The organism is Actinosynnema sp. NPDC002837, assembly GCF_040295345.1.
Taxonomy (GTDB): Bacteria; Actinomycetota; Actinomycetes; order Mycobacteriales; family Pseudonocardiaceae; genus Actinosynnema.
On record NZ_JBEOVG010000001.1, the window covers coordinates 156,594 to 180,696 of the forward strand.

Sequence of the window (24,103 nt, forward strand, 5' to 3'; positions counted from 1 at the left end):
CGGTGCGCCTCGCAGGTTACCCCTCGGTAGTTTTCCGGCGGGCGAAGTACCTGTCACCCGACCGTTGGAGCTCCAGCGGCTGGTCGAACGTCTTCGAGAGGTTCTCCTCGGTCAGCACGTCGGCCAGCAGGCCCTGCGCCACGATGCCGCCGTCACGCAGCAGCAGCGCGTGCGTGAAGCCGGGCGGGATCTCCTCCACGTGGTGCGTGACCAGCACCGTCGCCGGCGCGTCCGGGTCCATCGCCAGCTCGGACAGCCGGGCGACCAGGTCCTCGCGGCCGCCCAGGTCCAGGCCCGCCGCGGGCTCGTCGAGCAGCAGCATCTCCGGGTCGGTCATCAACGCGCGCGAGATCAGCGTGCGCTTGCGCTCGCCCTCGGACAGCGTGCCGTAAGTGCGGTCGGCCAGGTGCTCGATGCCCATCGTGGCCAGCAGCTGCCTGGCCCGGCCGGTGTCGAGCCGGTCGTACTCCTCGCGCCAGCGCCCCAGCACCGCGTACCCGGCGCTGACCACCAGGTCGACCACCTTCTCGTCGGCCGGGATGCGCCCGTTCAACGCCGAGGAGGACAGCCCGATCCGGGGCCGCAGCTCGGCCATGTCGGTCCGGCCGATCCGCTCGCCGAGCAGGTGCACCTTGCCCTTGGTCGGGTGCAGCTCCGCGCCGGCCAGCCGGAGCAGCGTCGTCTTGCCGGCGCCGTTCGGGCCGAGCACGACCCAGCGCTCGTCGAGCTCCACGCTCCAGTCGACGTCCCCGACCAGCGTGGTCTTGCCACGTCGAACCGAAACACCCTGCATGTGGATGACCAGATCTTCGTTTTCCACGCCTGCCCTCGCCCCGTCGATGCGCCGCCGCCGCCATTGTTCTGCACCCCGTTCCGCCGGTGGTCCGGTGGGGGGAGGTATGGGCGGGGTCGGTGAACCTGAGCGCGCTCATGCCCACACCGAGCGTGTGTGCTGGAAAGATCGGGCGCATGGCTGCCGACTCGATCCTGCTCGCGGGCCGACCGTTCCCCCTCGGGGCGCACCCCGAGGCCGGAGGTGTGCGCTTCGCGGTCTCGGCACCGCCCGCGCACGCCGTGGAAGTGTGCCTGATCAGCGAAGACGGCACCGAGGAGCGGGTCGAGCTGACCGAGCGCACGTTCGGCGTCTGGCACGGGCTGATCTCCGGCGTCACGCCCGGTCAGCGCTACGGCTACCGCGTGCACGGGCCGTACGACCCGTCACGCGGCCTGCGGTGCAACCCGGCGAAGCTGTTGGTCGACCCGTATGCGACGCGGATCACGGGGACGTTGTCCGACCTCGACGCGGCGCTGGGCTACGTGGACGACCCGATGCTCGGCGGACCGTCACCGGTCGACTCGCTCGGCAGCGTGCCGCTGTCCGTGGTCACCTCGCCCGGCGGGCCGGACACCGGCGTGAAGCCCGAGGTGCCGTTCGAGGAGGCGGTGGTCTACGAGCTGCACGTGCGGGGGTTCACCAAGCGGCACCCGGCCGTGCCCGAGCACCAGCGCGGCACGTACCTGGGGCTGGCGCACCCGGCCGTGCTGGAGCACCTGACCCGGCTCGGCGTGACGTCGGTCGAGCTGCTGCCGGTGCACGCGTTCGTCGACGAGCCGTCGTTGATCCGCGACGGCAGGCACAACTACTGGGGCTACTCGCCGCTGAGCTACTTCGCGCCGCACCCCGCCTACGCCAGCGAGCCGGGCCGCGAGGTGGAGGAGTTCCGCACGATGGTCGCCGCGCTGCACAACGCGGAGATCGAAGTGATCATCGACGTGGTGTTCAACCACACGTGCGAGGGCGGTCCGGAGGGTCCGACGCTGTCCTACCGGGGATTCGACGCGCCCGGCTACTACCTGCACATCGACGGCGGCGGCACGCTCGACATCACCGGCTGCGGCAACACCACCGAGGCCGGGTCGCCGCAGTTCGTGCGGCTGGTGACGGACTCGCTGCGGTACTGGGCCACCGAGCTGGGCGTGGACGGCTTCCGGTTCGACCTCGCGTCCACGCTGGGCAGGCCCGGCGGCGGCCGGTTCGACCGGGCGTCGGCGATGCTCACCGCGATCACGCAGGACCCCGTGCTGTCGCGGTGCAAGCTGATCGCCGAGCCGTGGGACGCCACCGGCGACGGCTACCGGGTCGGCGACTTCGGCGTGCAGTGGGCCGAGTGGAACGGCCGGTACCGCGACACGGTGCGCGACTTCTGGCGCGGCATGACCAGCGTGCGCGACCTGGCGTACCGGTTGTCGGGCTCGTCCGACCTGTACGCCGACGACCTGCGGCGGCCGTGGCAGTCGGTCAACTTCATCACCGCGCACGACGGGTTCACGCTGCGCGACCTCGTGTCCTACAACGAGAAGCACAACCTGGCCAACGGCGAGGACAACCGCGACGGCACCAACGACAACCGGTCGTGGAACTGCGGCGTCGAGGGCGAGACGGACGACGCGGAGGTGCTGGCGCTGCGGGCCCGGCAGGCGCGCAACCTGCTCGCCACGCTGATGCTGTCCACCGGCACGCCGATGCTGACCGCCGGTGACGAGCAGTGGCGCACGCAGGGCGGCAACAACAACGCGTACTGCCTGGACGACGAGACGTCGTGGGTGGACTGGAAGCTCGGCGGCGAGGGCGAGGCGATGCTGGCGTTCGCCCGGCGCGTGATCGCGGTGCGGCGCGCGTCGCCCGCGTTGCGGCAGCCGCAGTTCTTCGACGGCCGGACCACGTCGTCCGGCGCGCCCGACCTGGTGTGGTTCCGGCCGGACGGCGAGGAGATGGCCGAGACCGACTGGTTCGACGAGGGCCGCCGGTTCCTCGGCATGTGGATCGACGGGTCGAACAGCCTGTCCCGCTCGCGTGACGGCGAACTGGTGTCGGACGACTCGTGGCTGCTGCTCCTGCACGCGGGCGCGGACCCGGTCGAGGTCACGCTGCCGGGACCCGAGTACGGCGGGCGCTACGAGCCGACGATCGACTCCACCACCCCCGACGGCTCGCCCGCGGCCGGGGAGAGCCTGGCGGCCGGCGCGACCGTCGTGCTGGAGGGCCGCTCGCTGTTGCTGCTGAGGGTGCCGAACTGAGTTGTGTCGGTGACCGACTGCCTCCGCCACCGACACGATCCTGCCTGGTGAGAGCCGTGCGCGCGGTGCGCCGATCCGTGGCACGATGCCGGCGTGGCCCGCCCGTTGCTGACCTGGTGCGACCGCACGATCGACCTCCTGCTGGTGGCGTCGTGCGGGTGTAGCCGGACGCGACGCGGCCGGTCCGGCCTACCTGGTTGACGCCGCGTCGCGTCTTGATCGCTACCCCGCCCGACCCGTAGCCATCAGGAGCGACCCACGTGACCGCGACGATCGCGCGCGCCGACCTGCACCCGAAGCTGGACGTGCGGTTCCTGCGCGACATCATCCACCCCGAACGCGACCTGTGGACGCCGCGCGAGCTGCGCGAGCTGACGTCCACCGTCGCCGCCGAACTGACCACCCCGCTGCTGGACGTCCTCCGGTACGACCCCGATCGGCGCTGGTGGGCGCGGCTCGGGCTGACCGGGGGCGTCGAGCTGTGGCTGCTGAGCTGGCTGCCCGGTCAGGGCACCGAAGCGCACGACCACGGTGGCGCGGCGGGCTCGTTCACCGTGCTCACCGGTGAGCTGGCGGAGGACTACCGCTACCCCGGTGGGCCGATCCGCAGCGCGCGGCGGCCCGTGGGCAGCGCGTTGGGGTTCGGCGCCGGGCGTGCGCACCGGGTGCTGAACCAGGGCAGTATCGGTGCGGCGAGCGTGCACGCCTACTCGCCGCCGCTGGTGCCGACCCGGGAGTACGCGAGCCTCGCCGACATACCGCGGGAGATCCCGCCGCTGCCCGCCCTGCGGCTGCCGTTGGAGCAGCTGCGCGTTCTGGCCGACCAGGAGGGTCCGTGAGTGCCGAGGAGTTGCTGGAACAAGCGCGGCGGTCGTTGAGCCGCGTGTCGCCGGAGGAGCTGGCCGGGCTGTCGGACGTGCTGGTGGTCGACATCAGACCACACCACGACCGGGCGGCGGAGGGTGAGATCCCCGGCTCGATCCCGGTGGAGCGCATCGTGCTGGAGTGGCGGCTGGACCCGAACGGCGAGCACCGGATCCCCGGCTTCACCGCCGACACCACCGTGGTCGTGCTGTGCAACGAGGGCTACGCCTCCAGCCTGGCCGCCCGCGACCTGCAACGCGTGGGCCTGCCGCGTGCGACGGACCTGGTCGGCGGCTTCCGCGGCTACGCCGCCGCCGGCCTGCCCGTGCGCCCGGGCGCCACCCAAGCCGTCACCTGACCGCCCCGAACGCGGAACTCGGCGTACCTGAGCGTCCGACCCGCGCGACCGGAGCGTCCGACACACGCGACCCGAGCGTTCGACACACGCGCGTGTCGAACCTCCAGGACCCGCGGGTCGATCCTTCAGGTCGCGCGGGTCCTGCCTTCAGCACACCCGAGTTCCGCGTTCGGGAACCAGGAGGCCGGCGGCAGCGTCTCCAGGTTCGTGTGGAAAGCGCTGACCGGGTTGGCCCTGGTCGTCCTCGTGGTCTGGCGGCCGGGTGTCGCGACGTTCGGCGGGGCCGCGGTGGGGACGTGGGCGGTCAACGTGGCGCTCCAACTCGGCCTGCTGGCCGGCGCACGGCTGTTCCACGTGCGGGTGCCGTTGGTCGAGATCGGCGTCGGCGGCGAGATCCGCACGTGGACGAAGCCCCACCTTCGGGTGGTGTGGCGGACGATCCCGCTGCTGATGTCGGTCGGCCTCACGTCGATCAAGGCGCCGGTCCGCCGCCGGCTGTGGCTGACCGGGCTCACGTCGGCCGTCGTGGCCGCGGTGGTCGTGGCGGTGGCCTGGCTCGGCGCGCTCGGCTGGTCGGACGCGGATCAGCCGTTCCTGCGCGGTTTCGCGGTCGCGGGCACGGCCGTGCTGCTCAACGGCCTGTGGCCACGACGCGGCGCGGGCACCACCTCACCCGGCTGGTTCCTGTTCGCCCTGCCCCGCGTGTCCGGCCGCACGGCGGCCGAGTACGAGGCGACCCCCCTGGTCAACGAGGTCACCGACGCGCTCGAAGTCGGCGACCTCGACCGGGCCGAGGCGCTGGCCGACGAACTGGTCGAGCGCCACCCCACGCTGCTGGTCGCGATCGGCGCGCGGTCCTCCGTGCTGACGCTGCGCGCCCGCTACGGCGAGGCGTTGCACCTGGTCAGCGGCCTGGTCGGGCGCACCGACCTGGAGCCGCGCGACATGGCGTTCGTGCTCGCCGCGATGGCCGGCTCCACGGCGAACGCGGTCGAGGGCGGCCAACTGCCCGCGGACGTCGGCGTGCCCGCGGCGAAACGCGCGGCGGACGGCGCGATGAAGTTCGGCTACCCCCGCCACCGCTGCACGGCCACGCTGGCCCAACTCGCCCTGATCGAGCACGACCACGCCACCGCGCTGGCCCTCGCCACCCAGGCCAAGGCCACCAGCGAGACCGGTCTCGCCCGCGCCGACGCCCTGGCCACGATCGCCCGCGCCCACATGGCCGCCGGTGACAACGCGGCCGCCCGCGCGAGCCTGGTCGAGGCCGAACAACTCGCCGGCTGGATGCCCCGGGTCGCCGAAACCACGGCCCGGCTCAACATCACCTGACCGGAGCCGGGGCTGCGTCCGGCGGCATCGGTCGGGTCACGGGTGCGAGCGGGGAAGTCCGGCTCCAGGTCGGACTTCGCGCAGCACTACCTCACGTGCGCGGCCCACTCGAACCGCACTTCCGCTCGCTCCTGCTCGGCGATGGCGTTACCGACCTCGACGATGACCGCACCGAGGCGATCAGCCTGCCCGTCATCCCTGAACCGACCGGCAGCCGCCAACATCTCACCGAGCTTGGTCAGCTCCACCTTCCACGGCTCGGGAAGCGGCCCCGCGGTGTCCTCGCCCAGACCGATCTGCGTGAAGTCGATCGGCGGCCACGGATGCCGCCACCAGAGCGGATCCAGCACCAGGCAAGGGATCTCGACCCTTCGATCGCCGAGGTAGATGACGCCGCACATCGCCGACTCCGATCTATGCGGGTTGATCCGGCATGGTCGGCATGCCGCCCTCCGGCACGGGCAGGCCGCAGGTCTTCAGGGCCTCGTTCACCAGCTTCAACCACGTCTGCACTTCGGCGCGCAGCTTCCCCGGATCCGGCGCCACGGCGCCGGGCACGATCTTGCTCAACACGCTGAACGCGCCGGCGAACATCGCCAGGTCCTGCGACAGGCACAGCTCCGGCCCGTGCAACCGGCTCTCGGCGGGCGCGGTCGTCGGTGGTGTCGGCAGGCACTTCGCGGCCGTCATCGCCACCAGCACGCGGAGCGCCTCGCCCAGCGGCACGGCGGCCTTGTCCGGCGCCGGCGGGTTCGCGGCCAGCGGTGCGACCACCGTCTTGAGCGTGTCCGCGAGCTGCGTCACCAGTCCCGCGCACGCGGCGGGCGGTTCCGCCGACCGCCGCTGCGCCGACGCGGCCGGGATGACGGCCACGGCGAGCACGACGGCGAGCACCGTGCCGATCGTTGCGAATTTCCTCACGGCGGAAGCGTAAGCGCGGACGCGCGGCCACCTGCCGGTGAAAACCGCGAGTTCACCCGACCGAAGAAACCTCGGCACACCAGCGTGAATCAGATGACCGCCGGTCACGCCGACGGTCATCTGATCGAGCGACCTCAGCCGGCCAGCACGACCCGACCGAGTTCCGCCGGTGACGCGAGCAGGTCGTGCCGCGGCAGCACGCGCACCGTGTAGCCGACGGCGCCGGCGTGCGGCAGCGGCACCTCGATCTCGTAGTTGCCGTTGCCCGCGTAGTCCATCCCGTGCGTGACCACGTCGTACAGCTCGTCGGAGTCGCCGACCCGGCCCAACGCCACCTGGACATCCACTTCGGACGGTTCGAGGCCGGCCAGCTCGATCCGCGCCCGCACGCCGACCGGCGAGCCGAGGTTCGGCGTCACCGACCCGTTCAGCGACATCTCCGACTCCAGCACCCGCACCCGGGTCCACGACGCCCGCAGCCGCTGCCGGTACGCGGCCAGCTCCTTCGCGCCCCGGAAACCCTCGCCGACGACCGAGGCGGCCGACGACGCGGCGGGCGCGTACAGGTTCTCCACGTACTCGCGCACCATCCGCGACGCCTGCACCGCCGGGCCGAGCGAGGCCAGCGTGTGCCGCACCATCGCCAGCCACCGCGTCGGCACCCCGTCCTCGCCGCGGTCGTAGAACAGCGGCGCGACCTGGTTGCCGAGCAGGTCGTACAGCGCGGCGGCCTCCAGGTCGTCACGCCGGGTCGGGTCGGTGATGCCGTCGGCGGTCGGGATGGCCCAGCCGTTGCTGCCGTCGTACAGCTCGTCCCACCAGCCGTCGCGGATCGACAGGTTCAGCCCGCCGTTGAGCGCCGACTTCATGCCGGACGTGCCGCACGCCTCCAGCGGGCGCATCGGGTTGTTCAGCCACACGTCGCAACCCCAGTACAGGTACCGGGCCATGGACATGTCGTAGTCGGGCAGGAACACGATCCGGTGCCGCACGCCCGCGTCGTCGGCGAACCGCACGATCTGCTGGATCAACGCCTTGCCGCCGTCGTCGGCGGGGTGCGACTTGCCCGCGACGACCAGCTGCACCGGCCGTTCGGGGTGCAGCAGGAGCGCGCGCAGCCGTTCGGCGTCGCGCAGCATCAGCGTCAGCCGCTTGTAGGTCGGCACGCGGCGGGCGAAGCCGACGGTCAGCACGTCCGGGTCGAACACCGAGTCGGTCCAGCCCAGCTCCAACGCCGAAGCGCCGCGCTGCAACCACGACGCGCGCGTGCGGCGGCGGACCTCGTCGACGAGCTTGCCGCGCAGGTCGTTGCGCAGCTCCCACAGCCGCTGGTCGGTGACGGGTTCGAACCCGTGCAGGCCGACGCCGGCCTCCTCCGTGTCGCCGACGAGCCTGCTCATCTCGGTCGCCGCCCACGTCGGGCCGTGCACGCCGTTGGTGACCGAGCCGATCGGCACCTCGGCGGCGTCGAAGCCCGGCCACAGGCCGCGGAACATGTCGCGGCTGACGGTGCCGTGCAGCCGGGAGACGCCGTTGGCGCGCTGCGCGAGCCGCAGGCCCATGTGCGCCATGTTGAACAGGCCGGGGTTGTCCTCCGCGCCGAGGGCGAGCAGGCGCTGGGTGTTCACGCCCGGCAGCAGGGCCTCGGAGCCGAAGTAGTGCTGCACCAGGTCGACCGGGAACCGGTCGATGCCCGCCGGCACCGGCGTGTGCGTGGTGAACACCGTGCCCGCGCGGACCGCCGCCAACGCCTGGTCGAAGTCCAGGCCCTCGGTCGTGACCAGCTCGCGGATGCGCTCCAGGCCGAGGAAGCCCGCGTGGCCCTCGTTGGTGTGGAACACCTCGGGCGACGGGTGCCCGGTCAGGTCGCAGTACGTGCGCACGGCGCGGACGCCGCCCACGCCGGCCAGGATCTCCTGCCGGATGCGGTGGTCCTGGTCGCCGCCGTAGAGGCGGTCGGTGACGCCGCGCAGGTCGTCGTCGTTCTCCTCGACGTCGGAGTCGAGCAGGAGCAGCGGGATGCGGCCGACCTGCGCCTTCCACACCTTGGCGCGCAGCACCCGGTCGCCCGGCATGGCGACGTGCACGAGGATCGGCGCGCCGGACGGCTCGGTGAGCAGCTCCAGCGGCAGGCCTCGCGGGTCGAGCACCGGGTAGTGCTCGATCTGCCAGCCGTCCAGGGACAGCGCCTGGCGGAAGTAGCCCGACCGGTAGAGCAGGCCGACCGCGATCAGCGGCACGCCCAGGTCCGAGGCCGCCTTGAGGTGGTCGCCCGCCAGCACGCCGAGGCCGCCGGAGTAGTTCGGCAGGGCCTCGGTGACGCCGAACTCCATCGAGAAGTAGGCGATCGCGGTCGGCAGGGGGTGCAGGTCGTGGTTGCCGTGCTCGCGGCGCTGGGCGATCTCGTCCTGGCGGCGCTGGAACCAGCGCGGTCCGGTGGTGTAGCGGTGCAGGTCGTCGGCCAGGGCGCGGGCGTGCGCGAGGAACTGCTCGTCACGGGCGAGGGCTTCGAGGCGGTCGGGCGCGACCACGGACAGCAGCCGCAACGGGTCGCCGTGCTCGGCCCACAGCTCTGGGTCGACCGAAGCGAACAGGTCCTGGGTGGGCTGGTGCCACGTCCAGCGCAGGTTCGTGGCGAGGGTGCCCAGGGCGGTCAACGGCTCGGGCAGGCTGGCTCGGACGGTGAACCGGCGAAGTGCTCGCATGGCGTCGGACCTTATCCCCCATCCAGCGGTGCGGGACAACGGTCACCCGAACCGATGCCGTGACCGATACAGCTTCACCAGGGCAAACGGCGCTCTGCAAGTTATTTCGCCCACAGTGCGCAAACGTTGACGCGGAACCCTGGACACGTTCGGCGGCGGGGCGTGCGCTCGGCGCGGTCGGAGGCCGCCGGGGGCACCCCGGCGTGCGGCTGATCGCCAGGGCGGGGTGGCGCGGCAGGGTGGTCCGGCCGGCGCTACTCCGATCGTGTGAGCCCTAGTCGCTCGATCGAGATCGACGTGGCTCCCGGTCGAAGCGGATCACCGCCTGCGAATCTGCTCGGATCGCGAGACGGGCGCCACCGCCAAGTGTGCAATCCGATCAGAACGGGTAGGAACAGCGGGTACAGGTGTCCCGGTGGTGGGCCGTCCCACCGCTGCGGGCAGACTTGACCGTGCAAGCGTCACACCAGGTGAGAGGGGCGCTGCCGATGAGCGGACGACTCGGTATCGACGATGTCTCCCCGACCGTGAGCGGCGGTCGCTACCCGGCGAAGGCCGTGGTCGGCGAACACGTCCCGGTCGAGGCCACGGTGTGGCGCGAGGGCCACGACGCCGTGGCCGCCACGGTGGTGTGGCGGGGACCGAACGACCGGGTCGCCAGACAGACACGGATGGTCCCGCACGGCGTCGGCCTGGACCGCTGGGCCGCCACGATCGTGCCGGACGCGACGGGCTCGTGGACGTTCCGCGTGGACGCCTGGAGCGACCCCTGGGCCACCTGGCAGCACGCCGTCGAGGTCAAGATCGCCGCCGGTCAGGGCGCCGACGACCTGGCGAACGACCTGGAGAGCGGCGCGCTGCTGCTCGACCGCGTCAGCCGCCGCCCCGACCGGCGCAAGGACAAGCCGCTGCTGGTCAACGCGGCCACCGCGCTGCGCGACGAGCACCGCCCCCTGGCCGAGCGGGTCGCACCCGCCCTGGCGGGCGACGTCCGCCGGATCATGCACGACCACCCCGTCCGCGAGCTGATCACCAAGGGCAAGCCGCAGAAGGTGTGGGTCGACCGGGAGCGGGCGGCGTTCGGCTCGTGGTACGAGTTCTTCCCCCGCAGCACGGGCGGCGTGGACGAGTCGGGCGTCCCGGTGCACGGCACGTTCGTCACCGCCGCCAAGGAGCTGGACCGCATCGCGGCCATGGGCTTCGACGTCGCCTACCTGCCCCCGATCCACCCGATCGGGCGGGTGAACCGCAAGGGCCCGAACAACACGCTCACCGCCACCGAGGACGACCCCGGCTCGACCTGGGCGATCGGCGCGGACGAGGGCGGGCACGACGCGATCCACCCGGAGCTCGGCACGATCGAGGACTTCGACGCGTTCGTCGCTCGCGCCCGCGAGCTGAACCTCGAGGTGGCGCTGGACCTGGCGCTGCAATGCGCCCCCGACCACCCGTGGGTGCTGAAGAACCCCGAGTGGTTCACCACCCGGCCGGACGGCTCGATCGCCTACGCGGAGAACCCGCCGAAGAAGTACCAGGACATCTACCCGGTCAACTTCGACAACGACCCGCAGGGCCTCTACAACGAGGTGCTGCGCGTGGTGCTGCACTGGGTCGACCACGGGGTGAGCATCTTCCGGGTCGACAACCCGCACACCAAGCCGCCGGACTTCTGGGCGTGGCTGATCTGGGCGGTCAAGGACCGGCACCCCGACGTGCTGTTCCTGTCCGAGGCGTTCACCCGCCCGGCCCGCCTGTACGGCCTGGCCAAGCTCGGCTTCACGCAGAGCTACACCTACTTCACCTGGCGCACGACCAAGGAGGAGCTGACCGAGTTCGGCAACGAACTGGTCGAGCACTGGGACGAAGCGCGGCCCAACCTGTTCGTCAACACCCCCGACATCCTGCACGAGTCGCTGCAGCACGGCGGCCCGGGCATGTTCGCGCTGCGCGCGGCGCTGGCGGCGACGATGGCGCCGACCTGGGGTGTGTACTCGGGCTACGAGCTGTTCGAGCACGAGGCCGTCCGGCCGGGCAGCGAGGAGTACCTGAACTCGGAGAAGTACCAGCTCCGCCCCCGCGACTACGCGGCGGCGGTGGCCGAGGGACGGTCGCTGGAACCGTGGTTGCGCAAGCTGAACGCGATCCGCCGGGCGCACCCGGCGCTGCGGCAGATGCGAACACTCCGGTTCCACCACGTCGACAACCCGGCGTTGATCGCCTACTCCAAGCAGGATCCCGGCACCGGCGACACGGTCGTCGTCGTGGTCAACCTGGATCCGCACAACGCGCAGGACGGCACCGTCTGGCTGGACCTGCCCGCGCTCGGCGTCGACTGGCCCGAGCGGCTGATCGCGCACGACGAGGTGTCCGGGGAGACCTGGGACTGGGGTCAGGCCAACTACGTCCGCCTCGAACCCTGGCGCGCCCCGGCGCACATCGTCGGCGTGCAACGCAGGTTCAGCAGCTAGAAAAACCAGCCCGGTCCCCTTTACCCAGTCCCCGTGCCCGCCGAAGAGCACGAGGGACGATCGAACGCACCCCCAATGAGGTGGGACGAGGTGGAGCACACATGCAGGAAGAGGCCCGACCCGACGCCGCGCTGGTAGGCCTGGAGAACGTGCCGCACACCGGCGAGGCCATCGGCGCGGACGGCCTGCTGGTCGAACCGCAGGCCGAGGACTTCCGGTCGGCCAAACTCGTGCCGCGCGAGCGCGACTGGTTCAAGGGCGCGGTGTTCTACGAGGTGCTGGTGCGCGCGTTCAGCGACTCCAACGGCGACGGCACCGGAGATCTGCGGGGCCTCGCGTCCCGGTTGGACTACCTGGAATGGCTCGGCGTCGACTGCCTGTGGCTGCCGCCGTTCTACGCCTCGCCGCTGCGCGACGGCGGCTACGACATCTCCGACTTCCGCGCGGTGCTGCCGGAGTTCGGCTCGGTCGAGGACTTCGTGTACCTGCTGGACGAGGCGCACCGGCGCGGCATCCGGGTGATCACCGACCTGGTGCTCAACCACACCAGCGACGCGCACCCGTGGTTCCAGCAGTCGCGGACCGACCCCGACGGCCCCTACGGCGACTACTACGTGTGGAGCGACGACGACCAGCGCTACGCGGACGCGCGGATCATCTTCGTCGACACCGAGTCGTCCAACTGGACCTACGACCCGGTGCGCGGCCAGTTCTACTGGCACCGGTTCTTCTCCCACCAGCCCGACCTGAACTTCGAGAACCCGCACGTCCAGGAGGCGATGCTGGACACCCTGCGGTTCTGGCTCGACCTGGGCATCGACGGGTTCCGGCTCGACGCCGTGCCGTACCTGTTCGAGGCGGAGGGCACGAACTGCGAGAACCTGCCGCGGACCCACGACTTCCTCAAGCGCTGCCGCAAGGTCGTCGACGACGAGTACCCCGGCCGGGTGCTGCTGGCCGAGGCCAACCAGTGGCCGTCGGACGTGGTCGAGTACTTCGGCAACCCCGAGGTCGGCGGCGACGAGTGCCACATGGCGTTCCACTTCCCGTTGATGCCGCGCATCTTCATGTCCGTGCGGCGCGAGTCGCGGTTCCCGATCTCGGAGATCCTGGCGCAGACGCCGCAGATCCCCGACGGCTGCCAGTGGGGCATCTTCCTGCGCAACCACGACGAGCTGACGCTGGAGATGGTCACCGACGAAGAGCGCGACTACATGTACGCGGAGTACGCCAAGGACCCGCGGATGAAGGCGAACATCGGCATCAGACGACGGCTGGCCCCGCTGCTGGAGAACGACCGCAACCAGCAGGAGCTGTTCACCGCGATGCTGCTGTCCCTACCCGGCTCGCCCGTCCTCTACTACGGTGACGAGATCGGCATGGGCGACAACATCTGGCTGGGCGACCGCGACGCGGTCCGCACGCCGATGCAGTGGACCCCGGACCGCAACGCGGGGTTCTCCAGCTGCGACCCGGGCCGGATCTACCTGCCGGTGATCATGGACCCGGTGTACGGCTACCAGGCGCTCAACGTCGAGGCGCAGCTCAACAACCAGTCCTCGCTGCTGCACTGGACGCGGCGGATGATCGAGGTGCGCAAGCAGCACCACGCGTTCGCGGAGGGCGACTTCACCGACCTCGGCGGGTCGAACCCCAGCGTGCTGGCCTACCGGCGGCGGTGGCTGCGGCCCGACGGCCACGAGGACGTCGTGCTGTGCGTGAACAACCTGTCGCGGTTCCCGCAGCCGGTCGAGCTCGACCTGTCGGAGCACCACGGCAGCAGGCCGGTCGAGCTGACCGGCGGCGTCGTCTTCCCGACCGTCGGCGACCTGCCCTACCTGCTGACTTTGCCCGGTCACGGCTTCTACTGGTTCCAGCTCGTGGAAGCCGGCGACGACAGCGAGCCGAGGTGATGGACGTGACGGAGCCGCACGACCTGGTCGACAAGGTGCTCGCCGAGCTGCCCGAGTGGCTGCCCGCGCAGCGGTGGTTCGGCGGGAAGGACCGCCCGGTCACCTCGGTCCGCCCGCTGCGGACGGCGGTGCTGCGGTCCGCCGACCCGGTGCTGGTGCACCTCGTGGTGGAGGTGGCGCAGCCGGACCGGCGCGAGCCCTACCAGCTGCTGGTCACCGACCACGTGGACAACTACGACGCCACCTCCGTGCCGGAGCTGACCGGCGTGCTGCTCGACCTGATCGCCGAGGGTGTCGAGGTGGAGGGCCTGAGGTTCGCGCACGAGCCGGACGTCGAGCTGCAGACCGGGCTGCGCGGCCGGCCGATCACCTCCGAGCAGTCCAACACCTCGATCGTGTTCGGCAGCCAGTACATCCTCAAGCTGTTCCGCAAGCTCAGCCAGGGCGAGAACCCGGACCTCGTGCTGCACCGGGCCTTGCGCCAGGTCGGGTGCGAGCACATCGCCCAGCCGCTGGGGTCGATCACGGGTCGGCTCGACGGCCGGACCACGACCGTCGGCATGCTCCAGCAGTTCATGCCGGACGCGGTGGACGGCTGGGCGATGGCCACCACCAGCGTGCGCGACCTGATGGCCGAGGCCGACCTGCACGCCGACGAGGTGGGCGGCGACTTCGCCGGCGAGGCGCAGCGGCTGGGACAGGCCGTGGCGACCGTGCACGCGGACCTGGAACGCGCCCTGGGCACGCAGTCCGCGGACGCCGAGAACATCGACCGGACCGTGCGGGCGATGGTCTCGCGGCTGGACTCGGTGGTCGACTCGGTGCCGGAGCTGCGGCCGTACGTGCCCGCGCTGCGGGAGGCGTTCGAGCAGGCCAGGGAGACACCGGACGCGGTCGCCGTGCAGCACATCCACGGCGACCTGCACCTCGGTCAGGTGCTGCGGACCGTGCAGGGGTGGCTGCTGATCGACTTCGAGGGCGAGCCGGGCACGCCGATGGCCGAGCGCATCGAGCTGCGCTCGCCGTTGCGCGACGTGGCGGGGATGCTGCGATCCTTCGACTACGCGGCGCACCAGCTGCTCGTCGGCCAGCCGGAGGACCACCAGCTGACCGTGCGGGCGCTGGAGTGGGCGCGGCGCAACCGCGCGGCGTTCACCGAGGGCTACGCGGAGGCGGCGTCGGAGTCGGTCGGCGACCCGCGCAAGCGGGGCTACCTGCTGCGGGCGTTCGAGCTGGACAAGGCCGTCTACGAGGTCGCGTACGAGCACGCGAACAGGCCGGAGTGGTTGACGGTCCCGCTGTCGTCGATCGCGCGGATCACTGGAGAGGGAGCGGTGCAGTCATGATCTCGCCCGAGGACGTCGACCGGCTGCTGGCCGGGGCGCACCACGACCCGCACTCGGTGCTCGGCGTGCACCACGTCCCGGAGGGCGTGGTCGCGCGGGCGCTGCGCCCGGGCGCGACGGCGGTGGCGGTGATGGCCGCCGACAAGCGCTTCGACCTGGACCGGGTCGCCGACGGGTTGTTCGCGGGCGAGCTGCCCGAGCACCCCGGCGACTACCGGCTGGTGGTCGAGTACGGCGACCAGGTCGTCGAGGTGGACGACCCGTACCGCTGGCTGCCGACCGTCGGCGAGCTCGACCTGCACCTGATCGGCGAGGGGCGGCACGAGCGGCTGTGGGACGTGCTGGGCGCGCGGGTGCGCACCTACGACACGCCCAACGGCACCGTCTCGGGCGTCTCGTTCGCCGTGTGGGCGCCGACCGCGCGCGGTGTGCGGGTGTGCGGCGACTTCGACGGCTGGGACGGCCGCGCGAACCCGATGAGGTCGCTCGGCTCGTCCGGCGTGTGGGAGGTCTTCATCCCCGGCATCCCGGAGGGCACCCGGTACAAGTTCCGGATCCTCGGCCGCGACGGCGGGTGGCACGAGAAGGCCGACCCGATGGCGTTCGCCACCGAGACGCCGCCGCAGACCGCGTCGGTCGTCACCCGGACCGCGCACGAGTGGGGCGACGCGGAGTGGCGGGCCAGGCGCGACGCCACGCAGTGGATCAACGCGCCGATGAGCGTGTACGAGGTGCACCTCGGCTCGTGGAAGCCGGGTCTGGGCTACCGGGAGCTGGCCGAGGAGCTGGCGGACTACGTGGTGGGCGCCGGGTTCACGCACGTGGAGCTGATGCCGGTGGCCGAGCACCCGTTCGGCGGGTCGTGGGGCTACCAGGTGACGTCGTACTACGCGCCGACGTCGAGGTTCGGCTCGCCGGACGACTTCCGGCACTTCGTGGACGTGCTGCACCAGCGCGGCGTCGGCGTGATCATGGACTGGGTGCCGGCGCACTTCCCGCGCGACTCGTGGGCGTTGGCGAAGTTCGACGGCACCGCGTTGTACGAGCACGAGGACCCGCGCCGGGGCGAGCACCCGGACTGGGGCACGCTGGTGTTCGACTTCGGGCGCAACGAGGTGCGCAACTTCCTGGTCGCCAACGCGCTGTTCTGGATCGAGGAGTTCCACATCGACGGCCTGCGGGTCGACGCGGTGGCCTCGATGCTGTACCTGGACTATTCGCGGCAGGAAGGGCAGTGGCTGCCCAACCAGTACGGCGGGCGGGAGAACCTGGACGCGGTGCGGTTCCTGCAGGAGCTGAACGCGACCGTCTACAAGCGCCACCCCGGTGTGGTGATGGTGGCCGAGGAGTCGACGGCGTGGCCGGGCGTGTCGCGGCCGACGCACCTGGGCGGCCTCGGGTTCGGGTTCAAGTGGAACATGGGCTGGATGCACGACACGCTGCACTACCTGTCGCGCGAGCCCATCCACCGGTCGTTCCACCACAACGAGATCACGTTCTCGCTGGTCTACGCGTGGAGCGAGAACTTCGTGCTGCCGCTGTCGCACGACGAGGTCGTGCACGGCAAGGGGTCGTTGTGGCAGCGGATGCCCGGCGACGACTGGAACAAGGCGGCGGGGCTGCGGTCGCTGCTGGCGTTCATGTGGGCGCACCCCGGCAAGCAGCTGCTGTTCATGGGCGGCGAGTTCGGGCAGCGCGACGAGTGGTCGGAGGGCCGGTCGCTGGACTGGCACCTGCTGGAGTCGCCGCTGCACGGCGGTCTGCACCGGCTGGTCGCGGACCTGAACCGGGTCTACCGGGGCTCGCCCGCGTTGTACAGCGCGGACAACCGGCCCGAGGGGTTCTCGTGGATCGACGCGAACGACTCGGCGGGCAACGTGCTGAGCTTCCTGCGGATCGGCGAGGACGGCTCGGTGCTCGCGTGCGTGGCGAACTTCGCCGGCATGCCGCACCACGACTACCGGGTCGGGCTGCCGGTCGCGGGTCGGTGGCGCGAGGTGGTGAACACGGACTCGGAGGTCTACGGCGGGTCCGGCGTCGGCAACTTCGGCGTGGTGGAGGCGGAGGAGCACCCGTGGCACGGCCGGCCCGCGTCCGCGGTGCTCCAGCTGCCGCCGGCGGGTGTGCTCTGGCTGGCGCCGGAAGCACCCGCGGTCACCGCGACCGTCACGGAGGAAGACCGGGCAGGCGTCGAGGGCCCGGTCGACCCGGACGACCTCGACCACGCCTGACCGCAGCGCCGTGCCCGGCCGGGTCCTCGACACCCGGCCGGGAGGCGCGCCGGCCCTGACCGAACCGGGTCGTGCGGAACGTCGTCCGCGGGGGTCGGTGCCTGCCATGCTGAGCCCCATGGCGGACGAGGTGTGGGCGGTCGGCGAGGCGTATGAGGCTTACGTCGGGCGTTGGAGCGCGCCCGTTGCGAGGGGGTTCCTCCGACTGCTGGACGTGCCGTCGGCCCGTCGCTGGGTGGACATCGGCTGCGGCACGGGCGCGTTGACCACCGCGATCCTCAAGATCGCCGACCCGGCCGAGGTCGTCGGCGTCGACCCGTCCGAGGGCTTCCTGGCCACCGCGCGGCACCGGGTCACCGACCCGCGCGCGGCCTTCCACGTCGGCGACGCCCGCTCCCTCCCGCTGCCCGACCACGCCTTCGACGCCGTGGTCAGCGGCCTCGCCCTCAACTTCGTGCCGGACCCGGTGCGGGCCGCCGCCGAGTGCACCAGGGTGGCCGCGCCCGGCGGCGTGGTGGCCGCCTACGTCTGGGACTACGCCGAGGGCATGGCGATCACCCGCTTCTTCTGGGACGCCGCCACCGACCTCGACCCGGCCGCCGCCGCCCTGCACGAGGGCAGGCGCTTCCCCCTGTGCCGACCCGAACCGCTGCGCGGGCTGTGGACCGCCGCCGGGCTGCACGGGGTGCGCGTGGAGGCGTTGGAGGTGCCGACGGTGTTCAACGACTTCGACGACTACTGGCGGCCGTTCCTCGGTGGGCAGGGACCGGCGCCCGGCTACACCGCGTCCCTGCCCGAGGACCGGCGTCGTGCCCTGCGCGACCTGCTCCGCACCCGCCTGCCCACCCACCCGGACGGCTCGATCCGGCTCACCGCGCGGGCGTGGGCGGTGCGCGGCGTCATGGCGCGGGCGTGAAGGTGGGCAGGAGCTCGGGCAGCCGTTCGGCACCCCGTTCGGTGACGAGGAGCTCCCTGGTGCCCTCCTGACGGCGGACCAGGTCGTCGGCCACGAACGCGTCGAGCACGAGCCGGCCGAGGTCGCCGCCCAGGTGCGGGACGCGGTGCGTGCGGTCCAGGCAGGCCAGCGCCAGGCGGCGGCGCGGCGCGACGGCGTGCGGGTCGACGCCGAGGCGGCGCCACGCGGTCAGGTCCTCGCCGAGCGCGAGTTCGCCGGCGCGGCCGTCGGGCGGTTCGAGCCCGCCTGCGTCGACCAGGGTGGTGAACACCGCGATCCCCAGACCGCCGGCCGCGTGGTCGTAGCACGTGTGGGCGACGTCCACCGGCGATGACGCGCGCCGCGGCGCGGTGAGGTCGTCGTGGTGGGCGTAGCGGGCCAGCGCGGTGAGGACGTCGGCGATGTCGGCGCGGGCGACCCGGTAGACGGCGTGCCGGCCGGTGTGCTCGACCTCGACCAGGCCGGCGGCGCGCAGGCGGGCCAGGTGGTTGCCCAACCGCGGCGGCGAGATGCCCATGGCGTCGGCCAGCTGCACCATCGCGTGCGGGCCCTCGGCGGCGAGCAGTTGCAGCGCGGTGAGCCGGATCGGGTCGGACAGCTCGCGGGCCAGCGCGACGGCGGACGCCTGCACGGCGTTGCCGGAGTCGATCCATCCAGCCATGAGCGCACCCTAGCACCCTTCACGCTTGCCTGAACTCTGGTTGCGGCCGTGAGCGGGGGCGGGTTACGGTCGCAGACACCGTTCATAGGATCCTGAAGGGTGTCTGCCGATGGGGCTGGGCGTGCTGCTGTGGGGTCGCGGGGTCTCGGCGCTCGGCGACGGCCTGTGGTTCAACACGTGGGCGTTGTTCTTCACCCGCGTGCTCGGGTTGCCGCTGGTGGCGGTGGGTGTCGGGATGGCGGTGGCGGGTGCGGCGGGGCTGCTCGCGGCGGTGCCGGTCGGCGCGTTGGCGGACCGGTTCGACCCGAGGTCGGTGCTGGTGGTGATCACCCTCGTGCGGGCGTGCGCCATGGCGTCCTACCTGGTCGTGGACGGCACGTGGTCGTTCCTCGTGGCGACGGTGGCGTTCACCGCCCCGGCCAACGGCGGCAACGCCGTGCGGACGGCGTTGATCGCGGGTCTGGTGACGGACAACGCGGCCAGGGTGCGCGCGTTGGCGCGGCAGCGCGTGGCGCAGCACGTCGGCTACGCGATCGGGGCCGGGCTCGGCGCCCTGGTGCTGACCGCCGACAGCCACTCCGCCTACGCCCTGGCGATCACCGGCAACGCGCTCACGTTCGGGGTCCTGGCGGTGACGACGCTCGCGGTGCGCAAGCCGTCGCCGGTCGGCGCGACGCCGCGGGCGCGGGTCGTGCTGGGCGACCGCCCCTACCTCGCCGTCGTCGCGACCACCTCGGTCCTGTCGCTGTGCTGGGCGATGCTGTCGACCGGCCTGCCGCTGTGGCTGTCGCGCTCGACCGACCTGCCGCTCGCGCTGAGCGGCGTGGTGGTGGTCGTCAGCTCGGTGGGCATCGCCGTGTTCCAGGTGCCGTTCGCGCGCTTCGCCCGCACCCCGGACCAGGCCGCGCGCACGGCGGTCCGGTCCGGCGTCGCCCTCGCCGCGAGCTGCGCCCTGCTCGCCACGACCGCGGGCGGCTCGGGTGCGGCGGTCGTGGCGGTCGTGGTGGCCGCGGCGGCGCTGCACGTGGTCGGGGAACTGGGTTACGTGGCCGCGAACTGGGGTTTGTCGGTGAGCCTCATGCGTGACGACGCGCGTGGCGCCTACCAAGGGGTGAACGAGGCCGCGACCGCCACCGTGCAGCTCTTCGGGCCCGCCGTCCTGACGTTCGCGCTCGGCGGCTTCGGCGCGGGCGGTTGGCTCGCCGTGGGCGTGATCTTCCTGGTCGCGGTCGCGCCACCCGTGCCGGCGTTGACCAGGTGGGCGACACGCACCCGTGATCCGGCCACGACGTCGAACGCGACCCCGTAGGGGTTCGGCGCGGGCACAATGGGCCAATGCGGCTCGTATCGGCTCGGCTGGTCCTGCTGGCGACGGTCCTGCTCACGGCAAGCGCCTGTGCCCAGGCGATCCCGGGCAAACCGGTGGCGGGTGAGGCCGTCACCAAGGGCACCGTCGACCCGGGCTTCATCCGGGGCACCGACGGCGGCCCGATCGACCAGTTGGCGGCCACCGCCGTCACCGACATCGACACGTTCTGGCAGGAGGCGTTCCCGGACACGTTCGACGAGCCGTGGGAGCCGATCGAGGGCGGCATCTACTCGGTCGACACCGCCGACGCCTCGGCCAAGCCGCCGCCGTGCACCGAGAAGGCGAGCGACGTCGAGGGCAACGCGTTCTACTGCCCGAGCGCCGACGCCATCGCCTGGGACCGCGCCGCGCTGCTGCCCGTGCTCAAGGACCGGTTCGGCGACGCGGCCGTGGTGATCGTGCTGGCGCACGAGATGGGCCACGCCGTGCAGAACCGGATGGGCATCACGCCGGAGGCCGAGCGGCGCGAGCCGCAGCGGTTCCCCACGATCCTCACCGAGGCGATGGCCGACTGCTTCGCGGGCGCGTTCATCAAGTGGGTCAACGACGGCAAGTCCGAGCACCTCGACATCGGCTCCGACACGCTGGACTCGGCGCTGGGCGCGCTGATCACGTTCCGCGACCCGGTCGGCACCTCGGCCAGCGACCGGTCCGCGCACGGCAACGCGTTCGACCGCGTGTCCGCCTTCCAGGACGGCTACCAGCAGGGCACGGAGTTCTGCGCGGCCATGTCGACGGAGAACCGGGTGTTCACGCAGCAGGCGTTCACCTCCGCCGACGACCGCGACCGCGGCGGCAACCTGCCGTTCGACGAGATGCTGGAGAACGTCACGCCCGACCTGAACCTGTACTACAAGGCACTGGTCGAGCAGGCGGGCAAGAAGTGGACCGACCCGAAGTCCACGCCGACCGAGCAGGAGCCGGACTGCTCCGGCGACCAGGGCCCGGTGGCGTACTGCCCGGCGGACAAGTCGGTGGAGTTCGAGGTCGAGGCCGACCTGCCCGAGCTGCACGCCGAGATCGGCGACTACGCCACGGGCGTGCTGCTGGCGAGCCGTTACGCGCTGGCCGCGATGGCGGCGGTGGAGGTGGACCTCGACGGTGAGCGTGCGGCGACCAGCGCGTTGTGCCTGGCCGGCGCGTACACGCGGGAGGTGTTCACCCGGCAGAAGGGCTTCGGGCTGTCGCCCGGCGACCTGGACGAGGCGGTGCAGGTGCTGCTCGCCTACGACTACGCGGCCCGCGACGCGACCGGTTCGGCGTCGCTCGGTCCGGGGTTCAAGCGGGTCGAGGTGTTCCGCGGCGGCGTGTTCGAGGGCACCAAAGCCTGCGGTTTGACCTAGGCGAACTGGCCGTCGGCGCGGCCAATGATTCCGGGTACTGTTGGCGTTACCAACGTTGGAGATGCCAATGAAAGGGACGCCATGTCCACGGATGCCCTGATCGCCGACCGCCTCGAGATCGCCGACCTGTCCACCCGCCTCGCACGTCTGCTCGACGAGAAGCGGTGGGAGGACGCGGGCACCGTCTTCACCGACGACGTGGCGGTGCACTCGCCGCGGGGTGGCGTACTCCGCGGTCTCGCCGAGGTCGTCGCCTTCCTGCGCCGGGACGACGTCGAGGATCAGCAGACCCAGCACACGACCACGGATCTGCTGGTGGACGTCGAGGGAGACCACGCGACCGCCTCGGCGAACTCGACCGTGTACCTCTACCGCGCCGGCCAGGCGCCCCACTTCACCGGCGGTCTGCGGCAGCGCTACCGCGCGGTGCGGACGCCGGTGGGCTGGCGCCTCCGCGAGGTGCGGATCACCCCCGCCTGGACGCGCGAGAGCTGATCGCTTCGCGTTCACCTGTCCGCCGAACGGGCCGCTCACCGCCCGCCCGAACTCGCCATCGCCGCCGGCGTCCTCCGGCCGCGATGGCGAATTGCCGGACATCGCCTGGTTTCGCGAGCCGGCCAAGTAGGGTTCGGGCTTGGATCGGCACGGACCGGGGATGGGGCTTGGCATGGCTCGACGGGCTTGGGTTGCTGCGACGCTCGCCGCCGCGATGGCGTTGACCGGGTGCACCCAGACGGTGAGCGGCCAAGGGCGGTCGGAACGGCCCGACGTCACCAAGGTGGCCGGGCTGGACATCACCACCGGCGAGAGCGGTGCGAAGCCGGGCGTGCCGGACGCCGACCTGCAGGTGGAGAACGCCGACGGCGGCGAGATGGACCGGCTCGCGATCAACGCGCTGGCCGACGTCGAGGAGTACTGGACCGAGCAGCTGCCCGCGCGGTTCGGCAAGGAGTTCGAGCCGGTGAAGCGGTTGGTGTCCTACGACTCCAACGGCAAGGGCGTCGAGATCTGCCGCACCAACACCGCCGGCGTGGCGAACGCGTTCTACTGCTCGCTGGACGACTCGATCGCGTGGGACCGCGGCGAGCTGCTGCCGATGCTGGACGACGCGTTCGGGCCGATGTCGGTGGTGACCGTGCTGGCGCACGAGATGGGCCACGCGATCCAGTACAAGCTCGGTGACATCGGCGGGATCAACCAGGCCACGCCGTCGATCATCAAGGAGCAGCAGGCCGACTGCTACGCGGGCAACTTCTTCCGCTGGGTGGCCGAGGGCAAGTCCAAGCACTTCCGCATCTCGACCGGGCCCGGGTTGAACCAGGTGCTGGCGACGATGTTCTTCATCCGGGACGCGGCGGGCACGTCGGCCGAGAAGCAGGGCGCGCACGGCAGCGCGTTCGACCGGGTCTCGGCGTTCCAGTTCGGGTTCGCCGGTGATCCGTCGCGGTGCGCGGAGATCGACGAGGCCGAGATCAAGGCGCGGATCACGCAGCAGAAGTTCGACTCGCAGGACCAGGACACCGGGCAGGGCAAGGGCAACCTGAAGGTCGACGACAAGCGGTCGCTCGAACTGCTGGAGGAGTCGCTGCACGCGGCTTTCAAGGACGCCGCCGCCACGCCGCCCGCTTTGTCCACCTCGTCGTCCGCGGAGTGCCCCGACGGCGGCGACACCTCGCCGGCGGCGTACTGCCCGGCGACGAACTCGATCTCCATCGACCTGCCCGACCTCGTGAAGATCGGCACGCCGCCCAAGCGCGGGCAGAAGGGCGGGATCGGCGACTTCGCCGCGTTCGCCGAGATCGCGTCGCGGTTCGCGCTGTCGATCCAGAAGGCGACCGGGTACGGGCTGGAGGGTCCGGCGGCGGGGTTGCGGACGGCGTGCCTGACCGGTGCGTGGGCCGGGACGACGACCCAGAGCAGCGCGCGGCTGCGCCTGTCGTCCGGTGACCTGGACGAGGCGGTGGCGGAGCTGCTGGCCGACAAGAGCCTGATCGCGGCGGACGTGAACGGGACCGTGGTGCCGTCCGGCTTCGCCCGCGTCGAGGCGTTCCGCGACGGGTTCTACCAGGGTGCCGGGCTCTGCACCCGCAAGTACGCGGGCTGAGCCGGTTTCGGGTTTCGGGTTTCGGGTTCGAGGTTCGAGCTGCGCGAAGAGATCAAAAGCTTGAAAGCATGTCCTCGCCGGACGGGCAGATCAGCAGGATGACTCCTGGTTGGGTGGTGGTGTGCCGGGTCCGTTGTGGGTCCGGGTTTCGTGTCATCCCACCGACCTCCCTCCGGGCTACCACACGCGTCAAGGGGGCGGTTCCAGCCCATTGTTCCTGTTGGGTGGGGATGTGCCCCCTTGACACGTGCGGTAGGGCAAAGCCAGGTCGGCGGGATGACACGAAGCCCTCCCTTTGGGGAGGTAAGGGCATCGGCGGCCGCACCGCCGGGCCCGTCCGACCCCGCGCCCGCCGGCGACCCCCGGACCGTCCACTGGGCGTCTTTCTCCAAAATGAGGGCTTCGTGTCATCCCGCCGACCTGGCGCAGCCCTACCGCGCGTGTCAAGGGGGGCG

The 24,103-nt window shown here is 71.7% G+C and carries 18 protein-coding genes; 13 read left to right on the plus strand and 5 right to left on the minus strand.

The features are described 5' to 3' along the window. Positions 1-16: 16 nt before the first annotated feature. The gene (locus ABTZ99_RS00775; protein WP_498775216.1) at positions 17-793 is read right to left on the minus strand and encodes an ABC transporter ATP-binding protein; all 777 of its coding nucleotides are present in this window, start codon (positions 791-793) and stop codon (positions 17-19) included. Positions 794-969: 176 nt separating this feature from the next. Between ABTZ99_RS00775 and glgX the strand changes: the two genes are divergently transcribed. The 4 genes from glgX to ABTZ99_RS00795 all read left to right on the plus strand — a co-directional run bounded on the left by glgX (position 970) and on the right by ABTZ99_RS00795 (position 5,632). Continuing rightward, positions 970-3,078, plus strand: coding sequence for a glycogen debranching protein GlgX (glgX, locus tag ABTZ99_RS00780; protein WP_498774941.1), 2,109 nt, complete (start codon positions 970-972; stop codon positions 3,076-3,078). Between the two features lie 260 nt (positions 3,079-3,338). Beyond that, positions 3,339-3,917, plus strand: a complete 579-nt coding sequence (locus ABTZ99_RS00785; protein ID WP_498774943.1) for a cysteine dioxygenase — start codon at positions 3,339-3,341, stop codon at positions 3,915-3,917. Beyond that, the gene (locus ABTZ99_RS00790) at positions 3,914-4,300 is read left to right on the plus strand and encodes a rhodanese-like domain-containing protein (protein WP_498774945.1); all 387 of its coding nucleotides are present in this window, start codon (positions 3,914-3,916) and stop codon (positions 4,298-4,300) included. Before ABTZ99_RS00785 ends, ABTZ99_RS00790 begins: the two co-directional genes overlap by 4 nt. Before the next feature lie 207 nt (positions 4,301-4,507). Further along, the gene (locus ABTZ99_RS00795; RefSeq protein WP_499607096.1) at positions 4,508-5,632 is read left to right on the plus strand and encodes a hypothetical protein; all 1,125 of its coding nucleotides are present in this window, start codon (positions 4,508-4,510) and stop codon (positions 5,630-5,632) included. An 86-nt stretch (positions 5,633-5,718) separates the two neighbouring features. On the opposite strand, the gene ABTZ99_RS00800 is transcribed toward ABTZ99_RS00795, so the two are convergent. From ABTZ99_RS00800 to glgP, 3 genes are all read right to left on the minus strand, one after another. Then, positions 5,719-6,033, minus strand: a complete 315-nt coding sequence (locus ABTZ99_RS00800; protein ID WP_498774949.1) for a hypothetical protein — start codon at positions 6,031-6,033, stop codon at positions 5,719-5,721. A gap of 13 nt (positions 6,034-6,046) precedes the next feature. After that, positions 6,047-6,553 (minus strand): hypothetical protein, encoded by a 507-nt coding sequence (locus ABTZ99_RS00805; protein ID WP_498774951.1) that lies wholly within the window; start codon positions 6,551-6,553, stop codon positions 6,047-6,049. Between the two features lie 134 nt (positions 6,554-6,687). Further along, positions 6,688-9,258 carry an alpha-glucan family phosphorylase gene (gene glgP / locus ABTZ99_RS00810; protein ID WP_498774953.1) on the minus strand — a complete coding sequence of 857 codons (2,571 nt, stop codon included), beginning with the start codon at positions 9,256-9,258 and terminating at the stop codon, positions 6,688-6,690. Between the two features lie 488 nt (positions 9,259-9,746). On the opposite strand from glgP, the gene ABTZ99_RS00815 reads away from it, so the two are divergent. From ABTZ99_RS00815 to ABTZ99_RS00835, 5 genes are all read left to right on the plus strand, one after another. Continuing rightward, positions 9,747-11,726, plus strand: coding sequence for an alpha-1,4-glucan--maltose-1-phosphate maltosyltransferase (locus ABTZ99_RS00815; RefSeq protein ID WP_499607099.1), 1,980 nt, complete (start codon positions 9,747-9,749; stop codon positions 11,724-11,726). 101 nt (positions 11,727-11,827) lie between these two features. After that, entirely contained in the window at positions 11,828-13,639 is a 1,812-nt protein-coding gene (gene treS, locus ABTZ99_RS00820) for a maltose alpha-D-glucosyltransferase (protein WP_498774957.1), read from the plus strand. 5 nt (positions 13,640-13,644) lie between these two features. Further along, on the plus strand, positions 13,645-14,985 hold the full coding sequence (locus ABTZ99_RS00825) for a maltokinase N-terminal cap-like domain-containing protein (RefSeq protein ID WP_498774959.1): 1,341 nt from the start codon (positions 13,645-13,647) through the stop codon (positions 14,983-14,985). Next, the gene (gene glgB, locus ABTZ99_RS00830; protein WP_498774961.1) at positions 14,982-17,216 is read left to right on the plus strand and encodes a 1,4-alpha-glucan branching protein GlgB; all 2,235 of its coding nucleotides are present in this window, start codon (positions 14,982-14,984) and stop codon (positions 17,214-17,216) included. Before ABTZ99_RS00825 ends, glgB begins: the two co-directional genes overlap by 4 nt. A gap of 118 nt (positions 17,217-17,334) precedes the next feature. Then, a complete protein-coding gene (locus ABTZ99_RS00835; RefSeq protein WP_498774963.1) occupies positions 17,335-18,132 on the plus strand; it encodes a class I SAM-dependent methyltransferase in 798 nt (265 codons plus the stop codon). Here ABTZ99_RS00835 and ABTZ99_RS00840 read toward each other — a convergent pair. Then, positions 18,116-18,832 carry an ArsR/SmtB family transcription factor gene (locus ABTZ99_RS00840; RefSeq protein ID WP_499607104.1) on the minus strand — a complete coding sequence of 239 codons (717 nt, stop codon included), beginning with the start codon at positions 18,830-18,832 and terminating at the stop codon, positions 18,116-18,118. The genes ABTZ99_RS00835 and ABTZ99_RS00840 overlap by 17 nt on opposite strands. Before the next feature lie 109 nt (positions 18,833-18,941). Between ABTZ99_RS00840 and ABTZ99_RS00845 the strand changes: the two genes are divergently transcribed. From ABTZ99_RS00845 to ABTZ99_RS00860, 4 genes are all read left to right on the plus strand, one after another. Beyond that, positions 18,942-20,141 (plus strand): MFS transporter, encoded by a 1,200-nt coding sequence (locus tag ABTZ99_RS00845; protein WP_499607106.1) that lies wholly within the window; start codon positions 18,942-18,944, stop codon positions 20,139-20,141. A 26-nt stretch (positions 20,142-20,167) separates the two neighbouring features. Beyond that, positions 20,168-21,544, plus strand: coding sequence for a neutral zinc metallopeptidase (locus ABTZ99_RS00850; protein ID WP_498774969.1), 1,377 nt, complete (start codon positions 20,168-20,170; stop codon positions 21,542-21,544). Positions 21,545-21,625: 81 nt separating this feature from the next. Then, on the plus strand, positions 21,626-22,039 hold the full coding sequence (locus tag ABTZ99_RS00855; protein WP_499607109.1) for a nuclear transport factor 2 family protein: 414 nt from the start codon (positions 21,626-21,628) through the stop codon (positions 22,037-22,039). Between the two features lie 172 nt (positions 22,040-22,211). Continuing rightward, a complete protein-coding gene (locus ABTZ99_RS00860; protein WP_498774973.1) occupies positions 22,212-23,648 on the plus strand; it encodes a neutral zinc metallopeptidase in 1,437 nt (478 codons plus the stop codon). The last annotated feature ends 455 nt before the right edge of the window (positions 23,649-24,103 follow it).